The following is a 25,382-nucleotide window of genomic DNA, read 5'->3' as shown; positions in this document are numbered from 1 at the left end:
CGAATTGATCCACTCGCGCCTACCCTGCGTATCTTCTTGTAAAACGTCACATAAAGAGGCTGGAATGTTCGACGAAACCCGGGGTGTACGGAAGAAAATCGCGATTGTAGGTGCAGGCATTTCGGGTCTTTCCGCCGCTTACTATCTGTCAGAAAACAACGACGTAACGGTCTATGAGGCAGAACCGCGACTTGGTGGCCATGCCCGCACGGTGATGGCTGGTAAGAACGGGGACCAACCGGTCGATACGGGCTTCATCGTCTTCAACTATGCGACCTATCCCTACCTGACCCGGTTGTTTGCTGAGCTGGGCGTACCCGTGATCGAAAGTGAGATGAGCTTTGGCGCGAGCATCGACAATGGGCGCATTGAATACGGGTTGAACAACCTGCGCACTCTGACCGCTCAAAAGCGCAATCTGGCGCGCCCTGCCTACTATAGAATGATCGCCGATATCCTGCGGTTTGGCAAAGAAGCACCCGAAGCAGCCAAGGACGACGACACCACGATTGGTGAGTTGGTGGACCAACTGCGGCTGGGTCACTGGTTCCGGCACAACTATCTGATGCCGATGTGCGGCGCCATCTGGTCTACGCCGGTCGAGTTCGTGGATCAGTTCCCCGCACGTTCTTTGGTGCAGTTCTTCCGCAATCACGCTTTGCTGGCAAGTGGTCGTGCAAATCAGCATCAATGGTACACGGTCAAAGGCGGCAGCATAGAGTATGTCCGCCGGATCGACGCAGCCCTTCGTGCGCGGGGGGCAGAAATACGTCTGGCCAGCCCTGTTCAGAATGCATCCCGTGACGAGATGGGCGTCACCATCCACAGCCAAGGCGCCGTGGATCAGTTCGATGAAATCATCCTGGCCACCCATTCGGATCAATCGCTTGCCATTTTGGGTGAGGGCGCGACCCCCGCGGAAGCCGCTGCATTGGGCGCGATCCGCTACCAGCCCAATACGGCCATACTGCATTGTGACCCAGGTCAGATGCCAAAGCGGCGCGCGTGCTGGTCAAGCTGGTCCTATCGCTCGCAAGCCGGAGATGTGGGCGTGACCTACTGGATGAACCGGCTTCAGAACATTCCGGACGGTGACCCGCTGTTTGTAACGCTGAACGCCTCAACAGAAATTCCCGCGGATAAAATCTATGATCAGGTCGAATTTGCCCATCCGGTATTCGACAAGGCCGCCCTAAAGGCGCAAGGGCAAATCCGCGAGATGCAGGGACAGAATCGAACCTGGTTTGCCGGGGCTTACAACCGGCACGGATTTCACGAAGACGGGATAGCCAGCGCGATGCATGTCGTTGCTCAAATCAATGGTGCCCCGCAAACCATCGGAGCTGACAATGGCATTCCTAGTAAAGACCCGGCCATATCTGTTGCCGCCGAATAATGGGATATGGCGCGTGGCGCTTCTTGCACTTTGTTTGCTGGTCGCCAAGGGGCTGGCGGCATCGCCGGTCACGAAAGGTCTAAACGATGCGCAACTGCGCGGAACCGCGACTTTCCGGTATCTGGGTTTGCCGATTTATGACGCCACGCTTTATACGCCCAAAGGTGCGCCGTTCAGTTGGAGCGAAGATATCGCCCTGCAACTGACCTACCGCAAGAACATAAAGAAGAAAGCGCTGGTCAACTCGACGCTTGAGGAGATGGACCGCATCGGCCGTTCAGTGCCCGTTCGCGACCAACTGGACCGGTGCTTCAAAGCCGTGGCAAAAGGGGACAGCTATCTGGCGGTTTCTGACGGTCCCGACAAGGTCAGTTTCTGGCTGAACGGGCAAAAGACCTGCACCATGGCGTATCCGGGCATCAAGCGCAGTTTCATGTCCGTATTCCTGGGGGACAACACGCGGTCAGCGTCTTTCACGCGAAGGCTGCAGGGGCGGTGATGCTCTATCCCCGGGTCAGCCTCTATGCGCTGATGCTCGCTGCGGCGGGTATTCCGCTTTATATCCACTTGCCGCGCTTTGCAGCCGTGAACCTGGGTATTGGCCTTGGGGTCATTGGTACCGTGCTGCTGTTGATCCGTTTGGTGGATCTGGTGCAGGACCCGCTGATTGGTTGGGCAATTGACAGATGGCCCGATGGCCAGCTTGTATTTGCGGCGATGGCGGCTTTGGGGCTGGCGGTCGGGTTTCCCCTGCTTTTCAATCTGCCGCAGGGTGCCAGCGTGCCGGAACTGGTCGCAATCCTGATCTTGCTGTTCTCGGCATACAGCCTGGGAACCATTATTCTGTACGGTCGCAGCGCAACTTTGGCAAAGCGAACCGATCCGAAAGAGCTGATGACACTGGCCGCCTTTCGTGAAGGCGGGCAGTTGACCGGGGTGGTCATCGCAGCCAGCGCACCAGCCCTATTGGTTGCTTTCGGCGCGCAATCCCAAGGCTACCCCGCATTCGGAGCGTTTCTGGGGCTGCTATCCGTTCTGACTCTGGTGCTGACTGTCCCGATCTGGCGACGGACCCCGATAACAGGAACAGGTTTGTCTTTTTCTGGGCTGGGTCAGGCCGGCGGCTTGCGCCTTCTTGCACTGGCTTTGGTAAACAGCCTCCCGGTCGCCATCACCTCCACCCTGTTTCTGTTTTTTGTGGAAGACCGGCTGCAACTGCCGGGCAAAGCGGGCCCCTTGTTGATCCTGTTCTTCCTGAGCGCAGGCGCGAGCGTCCCGCTCTGGGCAAAGCTCAGCAACAGAATTGGCCCGAAACAGACTCTGATAATCGCGATGCCGCTCTCGATCGCTGGCTTTATCGGCGCGGCCACACTGAGCGCGGGAAACCTTACCGGGTTCGCCGTCATCTGTCTCGCTTCGGGCGCGGCCCTTGGTGCGGACATGGTCGTGTTGCCCGCGATGTTCTCGGTCGTCCTGACCCGGGCCGGGCTGAACGCGTCGGCCGCGTTTGGCATCTGGTCCTTCGCTGGCAAGCTGGGCCTCGCCCTGGCTGCTTTTTTCACTCTGCCGCTGCTGGAACGCAGCGGTTTCACCCCTGGTCAAACCAATTCAGCACAGGCACTGGATACACTCAATCTTGCCTATGCGGTGCTGCCCTGCATCCTGAAAGTCGGGGCGTTCGGGATGGTCTTGACCCTGCCCACCGAGGTCACAAGCAAATGAACGCTATCGCCATCATCCTGTTGGTCCTTCTGATCGCAATATTCATCCGCACCCGACTGCTGAGCTTTCGTGCGCAATCTCCGTCCGATTACAGTGGCACCGGGCCAAGTTTTTCGCTGAAAAAACACCTGAATGGAGAGATCGTGTCCGAGGGCCTGATCTATGGCCCCAACGGCAAAATGTCGAACAGCTTTGTCGCCCGCATGGCCGGCGACTGGCAAGGCAACTCGGGCACGCTGACCGAGTACTTCACTTATTCAAACGGAAAACAGATGACCCGCAAATGGTATCTGACGCTGGGAACCGGAGACACATTCACGGCAATGGCGGATGATATCGTGGGCGAAGGCCGGGGTGTCATCTCGGGGTCAACCGTGAAACTGACCTATCGCATCATCCTGCCCGAAGACGCTGGCGGGCATACTCTGGATGTCACCGACTGGATGTATCTTACAGAACATGGCGTCATCATGAACCGGTCCGAGATGCGCAAATTTGGTATCAAGGTCGCGGAACTTGTGGCCACGATGCGTGCAAACCCGAAATCAAAACCGACCCACGCAATTGGTTCGAACGGATATGACGCGACTTCGGACGGGAAACCGTTGCAATGATCACCGTTCGCTCCGTGATCGCCTGTGTCGCCATCGCGAGTCTCGCGCTTCTGACGGCCTGCTCCAGTAAACCGAAGGTACCAAAAACCTTTCTTTCTGACCGACAGTTGAACCTCGAGGATTTTTTTGAAGGTGAAACCGTGGCCTACGGTCAGTTTCAGGATGTTCTGGGGAACATCCCCCGCAGATTCAAGGTCGACATTAACGGCACTTGGGACGGCGAAACCCTGACCCTGATCGAAGACTTCGTCTACGATGATGGCGCGACTGAGCAACGCATCTGGGCATTGACCAAGACCGGAGAAGATACTTGGACCGGTATGGCCTCTGGCGTGCTGGGCGCCGCCAGCGGGATTGAACGCGGGGATACGTTCAACTGGAAATATAAGATCGACCTGCCGATCAAGGACGGAACCATGCGCGTCACGTTTGACGACTGGATGTGGCTGCTGGATGACGACCGCCTGCTGAACCGTGCGTATGTCTCACGCTATGGCGTACGCCTGGGTGAAGTTGTCCTGTTTTTCGAGAAAAAATAGACCCGTCAGGCTCAGCTTCATCACAAAAGTCAGTAGAAGATGAATTCGTCCACCAATGCCGCCGTTGATCCTTTGGCCTCGCCAGCCATGTCTACTCTTGCCCCATCCGAGGCTGCACCATCAGGGCGTTCGCCGTCTTCGATTTTCAAACGCGCGCGCTCTATCTGTCCCCACAGGAAAAACAGACCATCCCTTTTTCCCACGAGGCGCGCAGGAACCCTTGTCCGCAAAACACGTGTTTTCGGTTTTGGCATCTGCTCTCTTACTGCCTCCGGTGTTTTCCACCATTTTCATAAAACCTAATGGTTTTCCCAGAAAAAGACAATTTTTTATGGACAAAATGAGGCTTTCTACCATCCGTTGAGAGGAAAGCTTAACCACTCTCGTATACCTAGGGTCAGTATTCATAACCAGCAGATGACGGTTGCCGCGAGTGCGATTGCTGAGATGCAGACCTTGGGACAACGATTATGGCGTGTCGCCACGCACCCCCAACCCCTGAGCCTGCCAAACATAATCTCGATGCGATTTCGCCGCTCGAATCTGCGCTTGTCGTACTTGACCGGTGTCTTGCGAGGCCCGTATTCGCCAGAGGCATCTCGTCAGCGCAAACCATTGCGATTGATGAAGATAATTCTACTCAACACCCGATTGTCATCACCTCGGGGCTTGCCGTGCGACTTCGGGAAGAAGGGCGCGCGCTTCGCCATCTGCACGTCGGTCAGCCAACAAAGGTCGCTCAGAGCTCAAAGTGCCGATTGCAGCAAAGTACTTGAATGTCTTCTATCGGACAATTGCATTTGGGTTTCTGCAGCTCTAGCGTATCAGCCGCAGAGCCTGCAGTCATTTAGAGTTACGGCTGTCGCTGACCGCACTCCAAGGCAAGCGATGGAGGCCGTGCGAACGGCACTGATTGCAAATCGCTTGAGTCTTGGCCATCCTCTTCAGCATGGAGTTTCTGACCGTCGACCATAGCAGCTTCCTGATCGCAATGTCCTGCGTCGTGGCACTTGTCGCGGGGTTCACAGGTCTTTCGCTGACCCGCGATCTGTCAGAAAAACCGATGTTTCAAAAAAAGGCGTCGATCGCGCTTGCGGCCGTCGCCTTGGGGGGCGGCATCTGGGCGATGCACTTCGTGGCCATGCTGGGTTTGAAGCTGCCGATATTGTTCTACTACGATGCGGCGATCACGCTGGTGTCGGCTCTGTCAGCGATCCTTCTTGTTGGCGCGGCCTTGATCCTGTTGCATTTCGCTGACCGCACACCGCTCATCATTTCGCTTTCCGGCTGCGTTGTCGGGACCGGCATTCTGGTCATGCACTATATCGGCATGGCCGGTCTGGAGTTGTGCCGCGCGGTCTATACGACGTCGGGTGTCGTCTTTTCTTCCATCGTGGCCATCGGGCTATGCATTCTTGCCTTCTGGATCGCCTACGGAAAGCGCACGAACCGCAACATCGTGCTTGGGACGATTTGTTTTGCGATTGCAGTTTGCTCGGCTCATTTTCTGGCGATTGCGGAAACCAATTTTGTGCAAGCGCCCACCGCTACTGAATTTGGCCCCACCATGAGCAATGAAACTTTGGCACTTGGTGTGATCTTCTTCAGCTTTGTAATCTTCGGTGCGTGCCTCTGGGTGAGCGTGACGTATCTGGTCACGCCCGGATCACAAGAGCAACACCAGCGAGCGAAGCTCGAGCCGGAACTGAAGGCGGATCTGCAGATCCCTTGCGAAGCAGACGGCAACAAAGTCTTTGTCAGGGCAAGAGACGTTGTTTTCGTACGTGCCGATGGGCACTACACGCAGATCTATACCGAGGACGAACGGCTGTTCTGTGTCTGGCCGATCACCGTGGCTTCCAAACGCCTCTTGCCGCTGGGGTTCCTGCAGACGCATCGCAGCTACTTGGTCAACCCTGCCCGTGTCTCGCGGTTTGAAAGAACCAAGGACAAAGGGCGCTGCCTTTTCGACAGGGGTGATCTGCCGCCCGCACCCGTTAGCCGTTCCAAACTGAAGGTTGTTCAGGACGTGCTTGCGTCGCAGGGCGGCGCAATTGGTGCGTGAGCACGCGCATTTCGTGCAAAAGACCTGTGTTTCACTGATTTTCTGGTGATGTGGCTTGCTGTCGCATGCAAACTTCCTCCGACACTGAGCATTCGCTTTAGGGAGGAGAGCCGATGATTCCAGCGGCATTTGAATATCACCGTCCTCAGGATATGGCTGGCGTTCTGGCCGTACTTGAAGAATACGGAGATGACGCGCGCGTCATGGCAGGCGGGCACAGTCTGATTCCGATGATGAAACTTCGCATGGCGGAAGTCCCACACCTGATCGACCTTCAGGATGTCGGAGGTATGTCGGATATCGAACTAGGTGCCGACGGCGTTCGGATCGGCGCGATGGTCACGCAGGCCGAAATCATAGACCATGCCGGCCTCGCGGATGCCGCCCCCATCCTGCGCGAGGCTGCCTTGCAGATCGCTGATCCTCAAGTCCGCTACATGGGCACCGTCGGTGGCAACGTCGCCAATGGCGATCCGGGCAATGACATGCCGGGTCTGATGCAATGCCTTGATGCGGTGTTCACCTTGGTCGGTCCGGATGGCGAGCGTGATATTCTCGCGCGGGAGTTTTACGAGGCCGCTTACATGACCGCGCGCGAGGATGAAGAGGTGCTGACCGCCGTGACCATCCCCACGCCAGCTGGCGGCTACGCCTACGAAAAGCAAAAGCGCAAGATCGGCGACTACGCGACGGCCGCCGCCGCTGTGCAGATCGTCAAGGACGGCGGAACGTGCGTCAGCGCCGCCATCGCTATGACGAACCTAAGCGACACGCCGGTTTATTCCGAGGATGCGGGCGCCGCGCTGGTGGGAACATCTGTCGATGCCGCCGCACTGGACGCGGCAGTGGCTGCGATGCTGGGCGATATCGACCCAACCGAAGACAACCGCGGCCCCGTCGCATTCAAGAATCATGTGGCGGGCGTCATCCTGCACCGCGCCATCGAGCTCGCCTGGTCGCGGGCGTAAGAGGAACACACCATGTCCAAGAAAATGCACATAAAAATGAACGTGAACGGCAAGGACGAGGAGTTCCTTGCCGAACCGCGCGAACTGCTGATCTATACGCTGCGCGAACGGCTGAACATCACCGGGCCGCACATTGGCTGCGAAACATCCCACTGCGGGGCGTGCACGGTCACAATCAACGGTAAGTCGGTGAAATCCTGCACCATGTTCGTGGCGCAAGCCGATGGCGCCGAGGTGACGACTATCGAAGGTCTCGGCGGACCTGAAAACCTTCACCCGCTGCAAGAGGCGTTCAAAGAACACCACGGATTGCAGTGTGGCTATTGCACGCCGGGGATGATCACCCGGGCGACCAAGCTGCTGGAAGAAATTCCCAACCCGACCGAGGAAGAAATCCGCTTTGGTATGGCCGGCAATATCTGCCGCTGCACGGGTTATCAGAACATTGTGAAATCCATTCAGGCCGCCGCAGCCGAAATGAATGCAGCCAAGGAGGCCGCAGAATGAAGGACGATATTTCCCGCGAAGAACGTGTCGACAATCTCAAAGGCATGGGCTGCTCGCGCAAGCGGGTCGAGGATGCGCGCTTTACCCAAGGCAAGGGCAACTACGTCGATGACATCAAGCTGGATAGCATGCTGTTCGGCGACTTTGTCCGCTCTCCCTACGCCCATGCGCGCATCAAGAGCATCGATACCGCTGCTGCACTTGAGGTGCCCGGCGTTCTGGCCGTGCTGACAGCGGCGGATCTGGAGCCGCTGGGGCTGCACTGGATGCCGACGCTGGCGGGCGACAAGCAGATGGTACTGGCCGATGGCAAGGTGCTATTTCAGGGCCAGGAAGTCGCCTATGTCGTCGCCGAAGACCGCTATGCCGCCGCTGACGGGATCGAGGCGGTCGAGGTTAACTACGAAGAACTGCCTGTCATCGTGAACCCGTTCGAGTCTTTGCAATCGGATGTGGTGCTGCGCGAAGATCTTGTTGGCGAAGACGGGTCAATTCCCGATGGCGCACACGGGCCCCGAAAACATCCCAACCACATTTTTACATGGGACGCGGGCGACAAGGGCACAACGGACGAGGTCATCGCCAACGCCGAGGTCGTTGCGACTGAAAGCATGTATTACCATCGCACCCACCCATGCCCGCTGGAAACCTGCGGCTGCGTGGCGTCGATGGACAAGGTTAACGGCAAGCTGACGCTTTGGGGCACGTTCCAGGCGCCGCACGCGATCCGGACGGTCGTGTCGCTGATCTCGGGCATTGAAGAGCACAACATTCGCGTGATCAGCCCCGATATTGGCGGCGGCTTTGGCAACAAGGTCGGCGCGTACCCGGGCTATGTCTGCTCGGTCGTAGCGTCGATCGTCACGGGCAAGCCCGTAAAGTGGATCGAAGACCGGATGGACAATCTGATGACCACCGCCTTTGCCCGCGACTATCATATGACCGGCAAGATCTCCGCCACCAAGGACGGCAAAATCACCGGGCTGCTTTGCCATGTGACAGCCGACCACGGCGGCTTTGATGCCTGCGCCGATCCCACAAAGTTCCCGGCGGGCTTCATGAACATCTGCACCGGCTCCTACGACATCCCGACCGCCTATCTAGAGGTCGATGGCGTCTACACTAATAAAGCCCCGGGCGGCGTCAGCTATCGCTGCTCGTTCCGGGTGACCGAGGCGGTCTACTTCATCGAACGCATGATCGAGGTTCTGGCCATAGAGTTGAACATGGACGCAGCGGAGCTGCGCCGGATCAACTTCATCAAGAAGGAGCAGTTCCCCTACACCGCCGCCCTTGGTTGGGAGTACGACAGCGGCGATTATCACACCGCATGGGATAAGGCGCTCAAGACAGTCGATTACGAAGGGCTGCGGTCCGAACAGGCCCAGCGGGTCGAGGACTTCAAAGCTGGCAAGACGCGCAAGCTGATGGGCATTGGCCTGAGCTTCTTTACTGAGATTGTCGGCGCAGGCCCGGTAAAGAACTGTGATATCCTTGGGCTTGGTATGTTCGACAGCTGCGAAATCCGCATCCATCCGACCGGGTCGGCGATTGCTCGCCTGGGAACGATCAGCCAGGGGCAAGGCCACGCGACAACCTTCGCGCAAATCCTTGCCTCGGAGATCGGCTTGCCTGCAGACAGCATCACCATCGAGGAAGGCGACACCGATACAGCACCCTATGGCCTCGGCACATACGGGTCGCGCTCTACTCCTGTGGCAGGCGCAGCCACGGCCATGGCCGGCCGCAAGATCCGCGCCAAGGCGCAGATGATCGCGGCGTACCTGCTTGAGGTTCACGACAATGACGTGGAATTCGACGTTGATCGGTTTGTCGTGAAAGGCGCGCCTGAAAAGTTCAAGACGATGAAGGAAATCGCCTTTGCAGCCTACAACCAGGCCATTCCGGGAATCGAGCCGGGGCTTGAGGCCGTCAGCTATTACGACCCGCCCAACATGACCTATCCGTTCGGAGCCTATGTTTGTGTGATGGACATCGACGTCGACACGGGTGTGACGGAAATTCGCCGCTTCTATGCGCTGGACGATTGCGGCACGCGGATCAATCCGATGATCATCGAAGGCCAGGTGCATGGTGGTTTGACCGAAGCCCTCGCCGTCGCTCTGGGGCAAGAGATTGCCTATGACGACATGGGCAACGTCAAGACCGGCACGCTGATGGACTTCTTCCTGCCAACGGCATGGGAAGTGCCGAACTACGAAACCGACTACACCGTCACACCCAGCCCGCATCACCCGATCGGCGCAAAGGGCGTGGGCGAGAGCCCGCACGTGGGCGGCGTGCCCTGTTTCTCGAACGCGGTGCAGGACGCGTTCCGCCCCTTCGGCAACCGGCATACCAATATGCCGCATGATCACTGGCGGATTTGGCGCACGGCCAACGAGCTTGGCCTGCACGATTGATCCCTTTGGTAGGGCGGGGTGATCTTCGCCCTACGGAGACACGAATGACCTGGACTGACTTGAAAACCGCGCTGGCTGGCGAAGGCTATGTGGCCTCGGACGATCTGACCGTTGCGCTGCAACTGGCTTTGTCGCTGGGCCGTCCGCTATTGCTGGAAGGGGCGGCAGGTGTCGGCAAGACCGAAATCGCGCGCACGTTGTCTACGGTGATGGATACGCGCCTGATCCGGCTGCAGTGCTATGAAGGACTGGACGCGGCGCAGGCGATTTACGAATGGAACTACCAGCGGCAGCTGCTGACCATCCGGGCGGCCTCCGAGGCTGGCGAAACAGGCAAGGCATTAGAAGACCGCATCTTTTCCAGTGATTTCCTGCTGGAACGCCCCTTGCTGGCGGCCATTACCCAGGAAACGCCCCCGGTCCTTTTGATCGACGAGATTGACCGGGCGGACGAGGAGTTCGAAGCCTACCTGCTGGAAATCCTCTCGGACTATCAAGTGTCGATCCCCGAGCTGGGCACGATCACGGCGACAAGCCGCCCGGTCGTGATCCTGACGTCGAACGGCACCCGCGACCTGTCTGACGCCCTGCGTCGCCGCTGCCTTTATACCTTCGTGGAATACCCGGACCGTGCGACCGAACTGGCCATTCTCAAGGCCCGCTGCCCCGACGTCGAGATTCGGCTGGGCGAGCAGATCGTCGGATTTGTGCAAAAGCTGCGCCAAGAAGAGCTGGAGAAAACCCCTGGCGTGGCCGAAATGCTGGATTTCGCCGCGGCGTTGATGGGTCTTGGCATCGCTGATCTGACCGAAAACCCCGCGGTCCTTCAATCGACGCTGACGACGTTGCTGAAAACCCAAAGCGATCAGGCCCAGATCACGCCAGAGGTGGCCGGGCGTATCGCTGGCAAGGCTGCATGAGCCGGGTGACGAAATTTTCTGGCCGCGATCCCGGCCCTGCCGCGCGGATCGCGGGCTTCATCGCTCATTTGCGCGACAACGGTTTGCGGCTTGGCGTGGCCGAAGCGGACCTTGCCCTGAAGGCGCTGGACGAGGTGGACGCCATCCGCCCCGACGACAGCCGCCGTGCCTTGCGCGCTGTCTGCACGGGCTGCAAGGAAGAGTATGAAAGGTTCGACGACCTTTTCGACAGCTACTGGATGGACATGGGCCGCGTGCGGCAGAAGGTCGTTCCCACCCCGTCGTCCCCGGTCAGCGATGACGTGCATTCCTCACGCGATGCCAAGGGCGAAGACGCGGGCGCATCAGGAACCTCCACGGCCCCGGACGACACAGGCGGGGCGTCCGACAGCGACGGGACCGGCAAGCTGATCGCCACCGCACAACGCAACCTCAACCGGCGTGACCTGCGCGACCTTGTCCGTCCGGAAGAGATTGCCGAGGCCGAAGACGTCGCACGCCGCCTTGGGGCTGCCTTGCGTGACACGCGATCCCGCCGCCGCATTGCCGCGCGCAAAGGCGATCGGTTGCATTTTCGCAAGATCATTCGCCACAGCCTGGCCACTGGCGGAGAGCCTCTGCACCTGTGGCGCAAGAAACGCCCGGACCGCACCCGCAAGATCGTGGCGCTGTGCGATGTCTCCGGGTCCATGTCCGTCTATGCCAAAGTTTTTCTGGCGTTCCTCGCTGGCCTAATGCGGGCTGATACAGCCGCCGACGCCTATTTGTTCCACACCCGCCTTGTGCGCATCACCGAGGCGCTGCGTGACAAGGACGCGATGCGCGCGATTGGCCGGATGTCACTGATGGCCGACGGGTTCGGCGGCGGATCAAGGATCGGCCCATCGCTCATGCGTTTTGCCGACACCTATGCCAAACGCTTTGTCGATGGTCGTAGCGTCGTGCTGATCCTGTCGGATGGCTACGACACTGAGGCACCTGACATGATCGCAACCGCGTTGGAAAAACTGCGCAAACGCAGCTGCAAGGTGATCTGGCTCAACCCGCTGAAAGGGTGGGCAGACTACGCACCCGTGGCCGAGGGCATGGCGGCGGCACTTCCCTATCTGGATGTCTTCAAAGCGGCCAACACGCTGGGTGATCTGGCCGCGCTGGAACAGGAGCTGGCACGCCTATGACCCCGGCCGAAATTCTTTCATCAGACCTGGCCGAGGCCGCTCAGGAGTTGCGCGACAAGGACGAACCCTTTGCCTTTGCCACCATCGTGCGCACCGCTGGTTCCACCGCCGCCAAACCGGGGGCCAAGGCGCTGCTCAGCGCCGATGGGACGATCCTGCAAGGCTGGCTCGGCGGCGGTTGCACCCGAGGTGCCGTCAAACGCGCGGCGCTGCAGGCGTTGCAGGACGGCACGCCACAGCTTGTGTCTGTCGCACCCGAGGATTTGCTGGCGGAAAAAGGCGTTGCAGCCGGCGATGAAGTAGACGGCACACGATTTGCCCGCAATGGGTGCCCCTCTCGTGGCACGGTCGACATCTTCATCGAACCTTGCCTGCCATCACCGCAACTTGTTGTCATGGGAGCATCACCGGTAGCACAGGCGCTGAGTGCGCTTGCCCCGCAGTTTCACTGGTCTGTGTCTTCGACCCCGGTGCAAGGCAAACCACATCAGCAGTGCTTTGTGGTTGTTGCCACGCAAGGGCAGGGTGATCTTGACGCCTTGAAGGCCGCGCTCAACACGCAACCGACCTATGTGGCCTTCGTGGGCAGCCGCAGAAAATACACTTCGCTTGCAGAAAAACTAGGCGCTGACGGTTTTGAACAAGCCGCCATCGACGGGGTAAAGGCCCCGGCGGGTCTTAACCTTGGCGCGGTCACGCCTGAGGAAATAGCCCTGTCCATACTGGCGCAACTTGTTCAGGATCGGCGCGCGGCGGTGAAGCAGGCCGATGCGTGATGTCACTGCGATCATACTGGCCGCAGGGCTTTCGCGCCGCATGGGCGCGCGGAACAAGCTGCTTCTGCCCCATGGCGATGTTCCAATGATCCGCCATATGGTCGATGTCTATGGCGCCGCCACGGCGGGGCCTGTGCTGGTGGTCACGGGACATCAGGCGAATGAGATCAAAACAGACCTTGCAGGCAGTGGCGCCAAGACGGTTTTCAACCCGGCTTACGGTGACGGTCAGCCCACATCGGTCGCCTGCGGGCTTCGTGCGGCGCGTGATGACGATACGGTATTAATCGGATTGGGCGACCAGCCGCTTCTGAACGTCGCTGACATCCGGTCATTGCTGGCCGCACACGTGGCGACTGACAGCGCACGTATCTCCATTCCGGCGGTCGATCAGAAGCGCGGCAACCCGATCGTGGTGCCTGCAAACTTGCGTGCCCGGCTTCTGGCAAACCCCAGATCACCGGGCTGCAAGAAGTTCACCCGAACCCATCCCGAACATGTCCAGTTTCACCCATTGGCCTCTCCCGGCTTTTACATGGATGTGGACACCCCCGAGGCCTATGCCGCCTTTCAGGCGGGCACGCTGGAGCAGATCACATGAAATTCGTTCGAGAAATCGCAGCCCGACTGCGCCGAAAGACAGCACTTACACCTGAGCAAGCCAGCCATCTGGCCACCATCAAATTTCCCTGTTGCTAAAAGGACATCCCATGGAACTGGCAGACGAAATCATCATCAACGCACCCAAAGAGCAGGTCTATGCCGCGCTCAACGACCCCGAGGTTCTAAAGCAATGCATTCCGGGCTGCGAAGAGTTGATCAAGCACTCGGATACTGAACTGGAGGCAAAGGTCGTCCTCAAGGTCGGGCCGGTGAAGGCCAGGATCAGCGGTGACGTCCAACTCGACACCGCAGGCGCGCCGGATGCCTTTTCGCTGACCGGCCAGGGCAATGGCGGTGCCGCTGGGCATGCCAAGGGCGGCGCAGATGTCACGCTCACAGCCGACGGGTCCGACACGACGATCCTGCGGTATCAGGCAAAGGCCGATATCGGCGGAAAGCTGGCTCAACTGGGCAGCCGGCTGATCCAAAGCACTGCCAAGAAACTTGCGGCCAAATTCTTCAAATCCTTCGCTGATGTGGTCAATGAAGACGCAATCGCCTAGCGATCTCATCTAGGCACAGCACGCGCCAGACATCATTGCAAAGGGGCGGCGCTTGCAAAGCCACCACTTCTTCGGCCTGTGACAAGTCTCTTTTCGCCAACCGGGCATCCCCGATGAGAGCCTGGCTTAATTTCGAGGACCAATTGGCTTGGTACGGTCGTTACAGGACACATCGCCCATTCCAGTATCAGCAATGGCTGAAATCGTAACGGTTGTTCAAGACACAGACACGCAACCTCATACCGTGCGATTTTTGAAGAGAGCAGAAATTAGGCCAATCTGAGCAAACGGCTGCATAGTCCGCATAGCAGTCGTTCAAACCGAGTGCCGCGAATGTCTACTTCGGAGTCCACTTTGGCCGATGCTGCGCTATGCCCCAATTACAGCAATACGCAGAAAGCGGACTTTGCAAAGTCTAGCTTGAGCCCAAAACGGACGCGTACTGAATTCAAGCAGAATTGACTTTCGCGGCTTTCGGATAAAAGGGTTGTGAGTTTCCTTCTTTAAATCGAAGTATCCGAAAATCATGTCAAGGTGGGAGGAGTTGCTATGAAAACAGCGGTTGTGACTGGCGCCGCGGGAGGGATGGGGCGGGCCATCTGTCGCCAACTGTGGGCAGATGGGTTCCAAGTTGTTGGACTGGACCTTAACGAGGAGGCCCTAGGTGAAATGGCAACTGAGTTAGGTTCGGATTTCACGCCTATCTGCCTTGACCTAACGGATCCTATTGCAATCGCTCATGCGTTTGATGGCATTAAGGAAGAGAATGGTGGTCTGGATGCTTTGGTAAACAACGCTGGCACCTGCTTTATGTCTGACTTCCCGAATATTCCGCCCGAGGAACTCGAAAAGCAGATGGCAATCAACTTTAACTCTGCGTTCCATTGTTGCCAGCAGGCGGTCCAATTGATGTTGGAACGCGAAGGCATCAAAAAGATTGTAAATATCTCATCGAACGGTGCTTATAATTTCGATGTGTTTGACCCTCCGCATTACAGGGCGTCAAAAGCGGCGATGGATACCCTTACGAAAGACCTCGCCCGTCGATACGCACAGGAAAAAATCTGTGTGAATTCGCTGGCACCTGCCATGACTGAAACACCTTTGTTCAATGTCTTAACTGAGGAAGTCTTGGAGAAAGCCGTCAGTGCCATGCCACATGGTCGCGCGATGCTGCCTGAGCAAATCGCCTCTTGGGTCGGTTTTCTCATTTCGCCGGCCGGTGATGTTTCCAGTGGGAATGTGATTATTCTGAACCAAGGGCGCGACGTCAGATAACTCTCGGGTGCGACATCACTTTTCGGGAAAATGGTCCACGGGGTAGGGTCAGCTGTAGACTTCTGGTGCTTTCTTCAGAACAAGCCACTGGCTTGGACAATGCCCATAGATTACAAAGGCGTCTCGCTCGGATGCAAGGCGCATCAACCTTTCTGCGCTGGCAATCGCTGCATCTTCGTCCCAAGACCCGGCAAACTTCTCGTCGATTTCTGCTGGTCGGGAAATCGCATCACTGGTTAATAAAATCGCCCCCGACGGAAGATGGACCATCACGGCGATCTGGCCAGGCGCATGGCCTGGCGCCGCCAAAACTAAGATACCCGGCCCAATCTCTACGTCGCCGTCAACTAAGAGATAATCCTGGTTGGGCCACTCCAAAGGCCGCATATCGCCCCAGTACAACGGGCGGGGTAAGGCTCGCTCCGCAGCAGAGATAAGAATTGGACTGCTTGGAAAGTCGCCCAGTGCCCCGATATGGTCGATATGGGTGTGCGTACAAATCTGTAGTGTAATGTCTGACGGAATAAGCCCGAGTTTTGCCAGTTGTGCGCTTGGAAGATTGTCTGGTTCACACTTCAAGACGTCGCCGAACTCATACAATCGATCTTCTTTGACCGCGGCGTCGGTATCGGTGGCATATTTTTCAGGAAACCCAGTATCGATGAGTATTGATTCTCCCAAATCTGTCCGGATCAGAAACCCGCAGATACCTATGATGCGGCCAGTGGAATGGACCTTGAACAGCCCGTAGTCCAAAACCGCAAGGTCAATCGGTCGCCCTTTGACAAATCCCTCTGCTTGCACAGACTATCTCCCTGATTGACTACATAGATTTTGAGTAGAGCATGAAAGTCAAGATACACACACTCTTTCAGTACCTACTGGATACCACAGAAACGGATCCAGAAGCTTTCGTTGGGTTTTCCTTGTCCGAGTCGCCGCGTTTGGGTGAGTTCATGGATGCGCTGGATCCAGCGCTGCCGTTGGATTGGAACCAAAAGAGTTTTCGGGGTCTGCCTGCTTTACGACGACATGTTTTGGACCGCGCCGGCTTGTCTGATGTTTGCAAGCCAGACGACGTCCTGATCACCGCCGGCGCAGCAGAAGCCAATTATCTTGCATTCATGCAATTGGTCCAACCGGGCGACGAAGTCGTAACGGAACGCCCGGGCTGGCCACAAGTGGGAGTATTGGCAGAGGCAGTCGGCGCGACGCTCAAAGTTGTCGACCGAGAAGAGAGTGCTGGTTGGTTATTGCCGCTCGACAAAGTTGAGACCGCAGTAACAGAACGCACTCGACTGATCTTTGTAACCAACCCCAATAATCCCACCGGGCGCCTGATGACCCAAACAGAGCTGGAAAGGCTTGTCCAAATTGCAGATCGCGTAGGTGCATGGCTGGTTGTTGACGAGGTTTACGCTGGATTGGAGTGGGACGGGTCTCGCGCCCCTTCGATAGCCGGTTTGTATCCTAGGGGTATCACGACGGGCAGCGTTTCCAAGGCACTGGGGCTCCAAGGACTACGCACTGGGTGGATGGTTTGCCGTGATTCTGATTTGATGTGGGATGCCATCATCCTGCGGGAAAACTCTAGCGAAATTATGAATATTCTCGGCGAAGTCATCGCCGAAATCGCCTTGAGGCCTGACCGATATAATCAGGCTTTGAAAACTGCGCGGGCAGCAGGGATTAAGACGCTGGAACGCCTTGATCGGTATGTTGCCGATCAGCCCTGCCTGGATTGGGTCAAACCTCAGGCTGGATTGATTGGATTGGCACGGCTCGACGGGATTGATGGTGATGTTTTTGCCAAACGCTTGCTCGCCGATCCCTATCGGACATTTCTTTTGCCGGGCTCGTCTTACGGCATGCAGAACCACATCCGACTAGGTGTCGGAGGAGGTGCTATTGCCAATCTCGACCTTGGCCTTATGCGCATGGGCGAACTGTTGGCGAACTGGTAGATTTAGGACACTCATTTCGGCGGTTCAGGCTGCACAGTCGGTCAAATAACGCTGCCCGTTCCACGCTGACACTAAGCCCAATTTTGGTGCAAGTTCACCTGCCATGCGTTGAAAGCTATCTCGCTAGAATAACGCTGTCGGCGCGCTACCTCACAGAAAGAACAGCCGAATACACATTTCGAGTCCGCAATGACAGCTTTGACAACTGAAGACGTTCAAGACTATCCGCGGCCACCTGCGCTGCGGGCGGTGCCGCGTACCGTAAGAGTAGAGTTCGGCGTTGAAACAATCGTGGAAACCGATCAGGCGTTTCTGGTTCTCGAAACTCACCACGCCCCAACTTACTACATCCCACCGCATACAATTGATGCCGTTCTGACAAAGGCCTTGGGTAAATCGTACTGCGAGTGGAAGGGTGTTGCGAGTTACTGGGACGTTCAGAGCGGGGCGGCCGCGGCTAAGAAAGCTGCGTGGAGTTATGGTGCACCAACCACCAGATTTGAACAGATTAAGGGCTATCTCGCCTTTTACCCCGGACTTATGGACGCTTGTTTTGTTGGTGAGCACCGTGTGATCCCGCAACCCGGGAACTTCTATGGAGGCTGGGCCACCGAGAACTTAAAGGGTCGCATCAAAGGCTCTCCTGGAACCGAGTTTTGGTGAGAATTGATGCCCGACCCTAAATCCTCGCCTACCCCTTTGGCTGTTCCTACAAGCCGTTTGGTCCGAGTTGCCGGTTTGAGCAGCATGACGGCAGGCATTGCGGGGAACGTGGCAGTACGCGCCCTGCGAGAGATCGGTCGCGGTGCGCGACCCGATATGCGTGGTTTGTTGATGACACCGGGTAACGCGACACGGATCGCGGATCGGCTTGCTCGCATGCGAGGGGCCGCGATGAAGGTGGGTCAGTTGATTTCGATGGATGCAGGTGAGGTCTTACCGGCTGAACTGGCAGAAATCATGGCGCGTCTGCGAGATCAGGCGCATTTCATGCCGCCGAAACAATTGCGTGACGTCCTGAACCAAGCCTGGGGTTCAGATTGGCGAAACTCCTTCCAAACCTTCGATGTAAGGCCCATAGCGGCAGCGAGCATTGGGCAAGTACATCGTGCAACTATTAGAGACGGGCGCGATGTGGCGATCAAAGTGCAATATCCCGGTATCGCGCGCAGTATCGACAGCGATGTGGCCAATGTTGCCACTCTGGTTCGTATGTCAGGTCTGCTTCCCAAAAGCTTTGATATGGCTCCATATATCCAAGAGGCGCGCAGTCAATTACATGAAGAAACGGACTATGAACGCGAGGGGCAATACATGCGCTGTTTTGCTGACCTATTGCAGGGCGATGAAGCGTTCGAAATCCCAGAGTTCTATCCAGATTGGAGCACGCCAGAAGTTCTAACGATGTCCTTTCTGGAAGGTCGCTCCATCGAAACGGTGAGAGATGCAACCAGTGAGGAACGCAATCGAGTTTCCGAGGCCTTGGTCAAGCTCACGCTGCGCGAGATTTTCGAGTTCGGTATCATGCAAAGCGATCCGAACTTTGCCAACTACCGATACGACGCGTCAAATGGGAAGATTAGTCTTTTGGATTTTGGCGCAACCCGAGCACTGCAATCATCTGCAATAGACGGGTATGTGCACCTGCTGCGTGCAGGCTTACTTGAAAATGACGCAGCACTTCGTAACGCCGCCATCCAATTGAAGCTTGTTGAAGGTGATGGCCCGTTCGACGACCAGATCCTGGGAATGATCCGCAGTGTTTTCGCCGCAATCCTATCCGCGAATGAATTTGATTTTACTGACCGAAAGCTCTCCAACCACCTGAACAAAGAAGGTATGGCCCTGGCTGCGGCCGGGTATGCCCCACCCCAAATGCCAATGGACATTCTTTACCTTCAGCGAAAGATTGGGGGGATGTTCATGTTGGCCACTCGATTGAGTGCTTCGCTGCCTTTGAAGACGCTGCTTGAAAAATATGTCATCTGAACGATCACAAATAACTCAAAACCAACAAGCCGAAAAATAACAAACCTGCGGCAATGATACGCGTGACCAACCCAAGACGAAGCGCGAGTACGGCGCGAATGTTGCCAAGTGCGGATTCGAGAACTCCTTTAACGAGCCAATCAAGCCTTTAGAAATGACCATCGTCTAGGTTGATCATGTCGACGAACCCGTCCTGTCAACCGGCTTCGCTCCGAACCAAGAAGCGATCCTCGAAAGCGTCGGCCTTAGGGGCAGGAAAACCCGGTATGCAAGCTCTAGCAGAGGCGTTACCCCCGGTAAGCCTGCCACACGTGCCAGCCAACGCCATTTGGGTAAAGTACCCCAGAGTTCCGTGAACCCGCGCGCACCGGATGCAAGTTCTCCATCTGGTCGACGCACAGTGAATCGATCCATTGCTTCTTGCCGCGTTAGATTTTCACCAATACGAGCATTGGATTTTGAGACGTCGACAAACCGCAGGCGCTCAGCGCCCTTGCAAGAAGCATAATGCCCGATCTCAACGGAGCAAAGCGGGCAAGATCCGTCGTAGTACACCGTAGTAAAGGATTGATCGGCGTCATCAGATGTGAGCGCAACTTCAGCGTTGTCTGTTTTGAACATTTTGTTTGACTTCGCCTCTTGGGTTTCGCCTGTACGTTTGCAAGAGCTAGCGCAAAAACCGAAGAAACGAGGGTGCAGCAGCTGCATACAGATGCGTTATGAAGCCGCAACTTGGGATGCTGCCAGTCAAACTTAAACGTAGCTTCGCCCGAATTGCAGGCGCACAGGCAAATATGTTAAATGAGGCCCGAGGCTTGTAGTTATCTCGCTGTTTGCCGAAGAGTACTGAAAAGTTACCGTCACTGGAGATCGACTAGGACAATCAAACAAGTTCAGTGATTTCCGTAGCGCATGATCGAAGAAGCTAAAAACTGCATGAGCCTAGCTTACCGCTTTGGATGCGCGAACAAGATGGTTCCGCTTGGATATAGCTTTCTCCCATTTCAGTTCTTTCGGGGTGGATGTTCTGGAGCTCGCCGCCATCCCCGCCGACAGAGCTTGGTGACGTACAGATCGTCGAGGTTGTCTCGTTATCGTTTACTTGGAAATCAGAAATTCGAACAAAATTAAGTTGTGCTAACCCAGTTGTTTGATTGGTGTTTTAGGGCCCGGCGCCGTCACTAAACAATGTCACCTTCGCCTAGGTCTCATACTCCTGGCCAAGCGCTCATCAGTGAGTTCGCGCCAACTTCCGACCTTCAAGTGTCGAGGGCAAATGACGCCTTTGCAAAAGCCACGTCGCCAGCGAAATGCGGAGGAGACTGGAACAAAGATCCATTTTTTGTAGCCATACGTACTACACTTGAAAAACGGAGGTATCGTGCAGGTCGTTTGGTTCAAACGGGATTTACGGGTATATGATCATCCGGCAATAGCGCAAGCGTCCGAGGTAGGGCCAGTTCTGCCGCTCTATGTGGTTGAACCGGAACTTTGGCAGCAACTCGACGCGTCAACACGGCAGTGGGACTTTGTTGCAGAGACAATCGCTGGGTTAAGAAAAGACCTTGGGAAACTGGGCCAGCCACTTGTTGTGCGCACCGGGCAAATTGTGTCGGTCCTTTCCGAGTTGAAAGATCGTGGTCTAATTGACGTGCTTTGGTCACACGAGGAAACAGGAAATAGTTGGACGTATCAGCGGGACCGTCAGGTCGCTGCATGGTGCAGGGATTACGGTGTGCTGTGGCACGAAGTGCAAAACCACGGCGTTTTTCGCAGGCTCAAGTCTCGCAACGGCTGGGCGGAGCGTTGGGATAGGTTTATGGCTCGGCCCGTTTCTCCACCAGTTGCGTTAGAGCACATCGACATAGAACCAGGGTATATTCCCACGGCGCGCGACCTCGGCTTGCGGGATGATCTGTGCGTTGGTCGTCAATCTGGTGGACGAAATGCGGGTTTGGAACGGCTGAACAGCTTTCTGACCCACCGTGGCAAAAGATACCAACGCGAAATGTCCAGCCCCTTGGAGGGAGCCGTTGCGTGTTCGCGGCTATCACCCTACCTGGCTTGGGGTGCGCTTTCGATGCGCGAGGTTGCGCAAGCTACTGAAAAGCAGAGACGCAGATTGCCGCCCCACGCAAAGGACTGGCGCAAATCAATTCGCTCGTTCTCGGGCCGATTGCATTGGCATTGCCATTTTATTCAGAAACTTGAGGATGAACCCCGGATTGAGTTTGAAAATCTGCATCGACTTTACAACGGTCTTCGACCGAATGCCCCAGATGCCGAACTACTTGCCGCATGGTCCAAAGGCGAAACGGGATATCCTTTTCTGGACGCATGCATGCGGTCCTTGCAAGCAACGGGGTGGCTCAACTTTCGGATGCGCGCAATGGTGATGGCCACGGCGAGTTATCATCTCTGGCTGGATTGGCGGGCTCCGGGTGCGCATTTGGCGCGCATGTTTACCGACTATGAGCCGGGCATTCACTGGAACCAGGTTCAGATGCAATCAGGCACCACCGGCATCAATACTGTGCGCATCTATAATCCGGTTAAGCAGGGCTATGATCAGGATCCAAAAGGGGTGTTCATACGGACATGGGTGCCGGAATTGTCCCAAGTCGCAGATCAGCATATCCACGAACCTTGGAGGGCTCAAAACGCGAAACAATTTCTTGGAAAGCTTTATCCAGAGCGTGTTTTTGACCATCTCGCGGCAGCCAAGGCCGCGCGCGAGCGGGTTTGGGGCGTCCGCCGAAGTGCGGAGTTTCGCACCGAAGCACGAGCCATCGCGACAAAACACGCTAGCCGAAAGACCACGCGGAATGCTCGCGAAGTCGCGCGGGCGCCTCAAGATCAAAAGCAACTCGACCTGCCTTTGGGGGACCAGTGATGAAAATGCGGAAAAAAGCCGATTTACCCCAAAAAAACTGCCCGGTCTGTCGGCGCCCTTTCACCTGGCGCAAGAAATGGGAAAACGTTTGGGATGAAGTGAAATACTGCTCGAAAAAATGCAGGTCTGCCGCATGACCGAGAAATTTCCAGAACTTCCGGAAGCGAAAGAGTCGATCAGTTTCAAACCTACACGCACCAATGGTCTGGAAAGGCTGAAGCAGTTCGTGGGCCGCACTGGTCGGCATTATACAAGTACGCGGAACTACGATTCTGGGACCGGGCGACGCAGCAATGTATCGGGTTTGTCACCTTGGCTGCGCCACCGGTTGATAACGGAGAAAGAGGTACTGACAAGGGTCTTAGCGTCACATAATTCCAACGCGGCCGATAAGTTCGTGCAAGAAGTGTTTTGGCGCACTTACTTCAAGGGTTGGCTGGAACAAAGGCCCAGCGTTTGGGCACTGTATCAGCGGGACTTGTTGAGTTTTTGTAAGCGACTAGCAAATGATCAGGGCCTGGAGATGCGCTTCAACGATGCAGTAAACGGCAATACCGGCATCGACTGTTTCGATCATTGGGCGCGGGAACTGGTGGCGACTGGCTACCTTCATAATCATGCGCGCATGTGGTTTGCTTCAATTTGGATTTTTACACTCCGCATACCTTGGCAGCTTGGCGCGGATTTCTTTTTACGACACTTGTTAGACGGCGATCCCGCGTCAAACACGCTGAGCTGGCGGTGGGTTGGCGGATTGCACACAAAAGGCAAAAACTACCTCGCGCGCGCTGACAATATTGACAGATATACCGAAGGACGGTTTCAACCGAGAGGCCTGGCCAAATCTGCAGAACCGCTGACCGAGCCGATAGATCACCCGCTCATTCCCCTTTCAAGCCCTCACATGCCCACAGACGGCCCTTATCTGTTACTGTTGACGGAGGATGATCTGTCAGGTGACTGCATAATGCCGACATCTCCTGCTGCCGCGATTGGACTTTTGGCGACGCATGGTCGGTCCCCAAACCCGATTGGGCACGTCGTACAGGATTTTGCCACCGACGCGATGAGCAGCGCTCTAGAACACCACGGAAAAATCGCGAAACCAGCTGACGACTGGAGTGGTCCGCTGATCGATGCAGCACGGAATGCGGGTGTCACGACCATTGCAACAGCCTATGCGCCTGTCGGTCCCTCCCGGTCAAGGATGGATCGTGCGGAACCTTTATTGAGAGACGCAGGCCTATCGTTGAACAGGGTAATGCGGCCGTACGACGCTATGACATGGCCTCATGCAAGGGCCGGATTCTTCGGCCTTCGAAAGAAGATCCCATCGTTCTTAGGCGAAATGAACCTAGCCACCCAAAAAAGGCCATAGCCCGTGTCCTCTGCCGCCCTTCTGCTCCCCAACCAATTGTTTGCCCAACACCCGGGTCTAGCCGCCCGGCCAGATACTGTTGTGCTTTTCGAAGACCCTCTGTTCTTTGGCGATGCCTATTACCCCGCAACGATGCACAAGCAAAAGCTTTGGCTGCACCGCGCCTCTATGGCGCGCTATCGCGATGGCTTGGTTGCCAAGGGCATTGATGCCGCGATATGGCCCTTTGAGCGGCAGCCGGGCGCATGTCTGCGACTGTTTCAGAGTCTGTGTGATAGCGGTGTCAGCCAAATAATCATGGCTGATCCAGTAGACTTCATTGCAGAAAGGCGTTTACGGGCGGCGGCTGGCAAAACCGATATCATACTCGATATCCAGCCATCGCCTGGCTTTTTGAACACTCGGGCCGATAATCTGGATTGGTTTGCCGGTCGAAAACGTTGGCTCATGGCTGAGTTCTACAAAAGCCAACGCCGCCGCTTGAATGTGTTGATGGACAGCGGGCAACCGACCGGAGGACAATGGAGCTTTGACGAAGAAAACCGCAAAAAAGTACCCAAGGCGTTGTTGGGCAACCTTCCGTGGATCGACTGGCCGGACCATGACGCAGTTGATGAAGCCGCAAAAGCGAGCGTTATTGCTGACTTTCCAGATGCATTAGGCAGCCTGGAAACGTTGTATTATCCAACGTCACACAAAGCTGCGTCCGACTGGCTGGCGCAGTTTCTGGAGCGGCGGTTCGAACGTTTTGGCGACTATGAAGATGCCATTGTTGAGGGCGAAAACTGGCTATGGCATGGCGTTCTCACGCCTGCTTTGAACATTGGATTGTTAACGCCGAAACAAGTTTTGGACGCTACCTTGGCGCATGCGAGTCGCAAGGGCATTCCCCTGAATTCGGTAGAAGGTTTCATCCGCCAGATCATTGGCTGGCGCGAGTTTATGCGCGCGACCTATGAGAACCTTGGTTTGCCGATGCGCACGACAAATCATTGGGGCCATCACCGCCCGATGCCCCGCTCTTTCTATAACGGAACCACTGGTATTGATCCGCTGGACGACACGATCAAAAGGGTGCTCAAAACCGGGTATTGTCACCACATTGAACGCCTTATGGTACTGGGCGGATTTATGTTTCTGTGTGAGATTGACCCGGATCATGTCTATCGCTGGTTCATGGAAATGTTCGTCGACAGTTATGATTGGGTAATGGTTCCTAATGCCTACGCGATGAGCCAGCATGCCGATGGCGGGTTAATCACCACCAAACCGTACTTTTCCGGTTCAAACTATGTTCGCAAAATGAGCCATTGGGGCAAAGGGCCTTGGTCCGACATATGGGACGGGCTTTATTGGCGCTTTATCCTGAAACACACCGATAGACTTGCTGGCAATCCCCGTTGGGCGATGATGTGCCGTACGGCTGGGCGCATGTCGCCAGAGGTCAAAAATAAGCATGTCACGACGGCTGAAGCCTTTTTGCGACGGATGGTATGAGCGTGGACTTTATGGCAGCGCATGACTGAGATTGAGACCATTTGAAGAAAAACTGGCATCACGTCAGATCCAGTATCGCAAAACCGAAGTCCCAGGGCCCCGCATGATC

At 56.3% G+C, this 25,382-nt stretch carries 25 protein-coding genes and 2 pseudogenes; 22 read left to right on the top strand and 5 right to left on the bottom strand.

What is annotated here, in order from left to right; genetic code table 11:
* The first annotated feature begins 64 nt into the window (after positions 1-64).
* The 5 genes from AC2FJB_RS13915 to AC2FJB_RS13895 are packed head-to-tail and all read left to right on the top strand — an operon-like array spanning position 65 to position 4,271.
* The gene (locus AC2FJB_RS13915; RefSeq protein ID WP_496718840.1) at positions 65-1,396 is read left to right on the top strand and encodes an NAD(P)/FAD-dependent oxidoreductase; all 1,332 of its coding nucleotides are present in this window, start codon (positions 65-67) and stop codon (positions 1,394-1,396) included.
* Positions 1,350-1,895: a hypothetical protein gene (locus AC2FJB_RS13910; RefSeq protein WP_496718839.1), complete on the top strand. Its 546-nt coding sequence runs from the start codon at positions 1,350-1,352 to the stop codon at positions 1,893-1,895. The genes AC2FJB_RS13915 and AC2FJB_RS13910 overlap by 47 nt, the downstream gene beginning before the upstream one ends.
* Positions 1,895-3,118, top strand: coding sequence for an MFS transporter (locus AC2FJB_RS13905; protein ID WP_496718838.1), 1,224 nt, complete (start codon positions 1,895-1,897; stop codon positions 3,116-3,118). Before AC2FJB_RS13910 ends, AC2FJB_RS13905 begins: the two co-directional genes overlap by 1 nt.
* The gene (locus AC2FJB_RS13900; RefSeq protein ID WP_117871589.1) at positions 3,115-3,732 is read left to right on the top strand and encodes a DUF3833 domain-containing protein; all 618 of its coding nucleotides are present in this window, start codon (positions 3,115-3,117) and stop codon (positions 3,730-3,732) included. Before AC2FJB_RS13905 ends, AC2FJB_RS13900 begins: the two co-directional genes overlap by 4 nt.
* Positions 3,729-4,271 carry a DUF3833 family protein gene (locus AC2FJB_RS13895; protein WP_496718837.1) on the top strand — a complete coding sequence of 181 codons (543 nt, stop codon included), beginning with the start codon at positions 3,729-3,731 and terminating at the stop codon, positions 4,269-4,271. Before AC2FJB_RS13900 ends, AC2FJB_RS13895 begins: the two co-directional genes overlap by 4 nt.
* Positions 4,272-4,300: 29 nt before the next feature.
* On the opposite strand, the gene AC2FJB_RS13890 is transcribed toward AC2FJB_RS13895, so the two are convergent.
* The 3 genes and pseudogenes from AC2FJB_RS13890 to AC2FJB_RS13880 form a co-directional block, all read right to left on the bottom strand.
* A complete protein-coding gene (locus AC2FJB_RS13890; protein ID WP_496718836.1) occupies positions 4,301-4,525 on the bottom strand; it encodes a hypothetical protein in 225 nt (74 codons plus the stop codon).
* A gap of 150 nt (positions 4,526-4,675) precedes the next feature.
* A pseudogene (locus AC2FJB_RS13885) lies at positions 4,676-4,846 on the bottom strand (IS5/IS1182 family transposase); the annotation flags it as partial.
* Between the two features lie 30 nt (positions 4,847-4,876).
* Positions 4,877-5,014 (bottom strand): annotated as a pseudogene (locus tag AC2FJB_RS13880) (IS5/IS1182 family transposase); the annotation flags it as partial.
* Positions 5,015-5,220: 206 nt separating this feature from the next.
* Between AC2FJB_RS13880 and AC2FJB_RS13875 the strand changes: the two are divergent.
* The 10 genes from AC2FJB_RS13875 (at position 5,221) to AC2FJB_RS13830 (ending at position 15,552) form a co-directional block, all read left to right on the top strand.
* Complete coding sequence (locus AC2FJB_RS13875; RefSeq protein ID WP_496718835.1) at positions 5,221-6,336, top strand: MHYT domain-containing protein; 1,116 nt, start codon at positions 5,221-5,223, stop codon at positions 6,334-6,336.
* Positions 6,337-6,449: 113 nt separating this feature from the next.
* Positions 6,450-7,304, top strand: a complete 855-nt coding sequence (locus tag AC2FJB_RS13870; RefSeq protein WP_496718834.1) for an FAD binding domain-containing protein — start codon at positions 6,450-6,452, stop codon at positions 7,302-7,304.
* A gap of 12 nt (positions 7,305-7,316) precedes the next feature.
* Positions 7,317-7,811, top strand: coding sequence for a (2Fe-2S)-binding protein (locus tag AC2FJB_RS13865; RefSeq protein WP_117871579.1), 495 nt, complete (start codon positions 7,317-7,319; stop codon positions 7,809-7,811).
* Complete coding sequence (locus AC2FJB_RS13860; RefSeq protein WP_496718833.1) at positions 7,808-10,234, top strand: aerobic carbon-monoxide dehydrogenase large subunit; 2,427 nt, start codon at positions 7,808-7,810, stop codon at positions 10,232-10,234. Before AC2FJB_RS13865 ends, AC2FJB_RS13860 begins: the two co-directional genes overlap by 4 nt.
* Positions 10,235-10,278: 44 nt before the next feature.
* Complete coding sequence (locus AC2FJB_RS13855) at positions 10,279-11,154, top strand: AAA family ATPase (protein ID WP_117871575.1); 876 nt, start codon at positions 10,279-10,281, stop codon at positions 11,152-11,154.
* Positions 11,151-12,332: a vWA domain-containing protein gene (locus AC2FJB_RS13850; RefSeq protein WP_496718832.1), complete on the top strand. Its 1,182-nt coding sequence runs from the start codon at positions 11,151-11,153 to the stop codon at positions 12,330-12,332. Before AC2FJB_RS13855 ends, AC2FJB_RS13850 begins: the two co-directional genes overlap by 4 nt.
* Positions 12,329-13,108 (top strand): XdhC family protein, encoded by a 780-nt coding sequence (locus AC2FJB_RS13845; protein ID WP_117871570.1) that lies wholly within the window; start codon positions 12,329-12,331, stop codon positions 13,106-13,108. The genes AC2FJB_RS13850 and AC2FJB_RS13845 overlap by 4 nt, the downstream gene beginning before the upstream one ends.
* A complete protein-coding gene (locus tag AC2FJB_RS13840) occupies positions 13,101-13,709 on the top strand; it encodes a nucleotidyltransferase family protein (RefSeq protein ID WP_496718831.1) in 609 nt (202 codons plus the stop codon). The genes AC2FJB_RS13845 and AC2FJB_RS13840 overlap by 8 nt, the downstream gene beginning before the upstream one ends.
* Before the next feature lie 109 nt (positions 13,710-13,818).
* Positions 13,819-14,274: an SRPBCC family protein gene (locus tag AC2FJB_RS13835; protein WP_496718830.1), complete on the top strand. Its 456-nt coding sequence runs from the start codon at positions 13,819-13,821 to the stop codon at positions 14,272-14,274.
* A gap of 549 nt (positions 14,275-14,823) precedes the next feature.
* A complete protein-coding gene (locus AC2FJB_RS13830) occupies positions 14,824-15,552 on the top strand; it encodes an SDR family NAD(P)-dependent oxidoreductase (RefSeq protein WP_496718829.1) in 729 nt (242 codons plus the stop codon).
* A 48-nt stretch (positions 15,553-15,600) separates the two neighbouring features.
* On the opposite strand, the gene AC2FJB_RS13825 is transcribed toward AC2FJB_RS13830, so the two are convergent.
* Complete coding sequence (locus AC2FJB_RS13825) at positions 15,601-16,356, bottom strand: N-acyl homoserine lactonase family protein (protein WP_117871562.1); 756 nt, start codon at positions 16,354-16,356, stop codon at positions 15,601-15,603.
* A gap of 41 nt (positions 16,357-16,397) precedes the next feature.
* Here AC2FJB_RS13825 and AC2FJB_RS13820 point away from each other — a divergent pair, with 41 nt between their 5' ends.
* The 3 genes from AC2FJB_RS13820 to AC2FJB_RS13810 all read left to right on the top strand — a co-directional run bounded on the left by AC2FJB_RS13820 (position 16,398) and on the right by AC2FJB_RS13810 (position 19,505).
* Positions 16,398-17,516, top strand: a complete 1,119-nt coding sequence (locus AC2FJB_RS13820) for a pyridoxal phosphate-dependent aminotransferase (protein ID WP_496718828.1) — start codon at positions 16,398-16,400, stop codon at positions 17,514-17,516.
* Between the two features lie 189 nt (positions 17,517-17,705).
* Complete coding sequence (locus AC2FJB_RS13815; protein ID WP_496718827.1) at positions 17,706-18,179, top strand: DUF427 domain-containing protein; 474 nt, start codon at positions 17,706-17,708, stop codon at positions 18,177-18,179.
* Positions 18,180-18,410: 231 nt separating this feature from the next.
* Positions 18,411-19,505, top strand: coding sequence for an ABC1 kinase family protein (locus AC2FJB_RS13810; RefSeq protein WP_496718826.1), 1,095 nt, complete (start codon positions 18,411-18,413; stop codon positions 19,503-19,505).
* Between the two features lie 174 nt (positions 19,506-19,679).
* Here AC2FJB_RS13810 and AC2FJB_RS13805 read toward each other — a convergent pair whose 3' ends face one another.
* A complete protein-coding gene (locus AC2FJB_RS13805) occupies positions 19,680-20,126 on the bottom strand; it encodes a thiol-disulfide oxidoreductase DCC family protein (protein WP_496677466.1) in 447 nt (148 codons plus the stop codon).
* A gap of 760 nt (positions 20,127-20,886) precedes the next feature.
* Here AC2FJB_RS13805 and AC2FJB_RS13800 point away from each other — a divergent pair.
* The 4 genes from AC2FJB_RS13800 to AC2FJB_RS13785 are packed head-to-tail and all read left to right on the top strand — an operon-like array spanning position 20,887 to position 25,273.
* Entirely contained in the window at positions 20,887-22,398 is a 1,512-nt protein-coding gene (locus AC2FJB_RS13800; protein WP_496718825.1) for an FAD-binding domain-containing protein, read from the top strand.
* Positions 22,398-22,535, top strand: a complete 138-nt coding sequence (locus AC2FJB_RS13795) for a DUF2256 domain-containing protein (RefSeq protein ID WP_117871549.1) — start codon at positions 22,398-22,400, stop codon at positions 22,533-22,535. Before AC2FJB_RS13800 ends, AC2FJB_RS13795 begins: the two co-directional genes overlap by 1 nt.
* Entirely contained in the window at positions 22,532-23,776 is a 1,245-nt protein-coding gene (locus AC2FJB_RS13790; RefSeq protein WP_496718824.1) for an FAD-binding domain-containing protein, read from the top strand. Before AC2FJB_RS13795 ends, AC2FJB_RS13790 begins: the two co-directional genes overlap by 4 nt.
* 3 nt (positions 23,777-23,779) lie before the next feature.
* On the top strand, positions 23,780-25,273 hold the full coding sequence (locus tag AC2FJB_RS13785; protein ID WP_496718823.1) for a cryptochrome/photolyase family protein: 1,494 nt from the start codon (positions 23,780-23,782) through the stop codon (positions 25,271-25,273).
* Positions 25,274-25,382 lie beyond the last annotated feature (109 nt).

The organism is Ruegeria sp. CDSC085, assembly GCF_059610465.1.
Note: the sequence above shows the minus strand (reverse complement) of the source record. Positions and strands in the feature narration are given on the sequence as shown.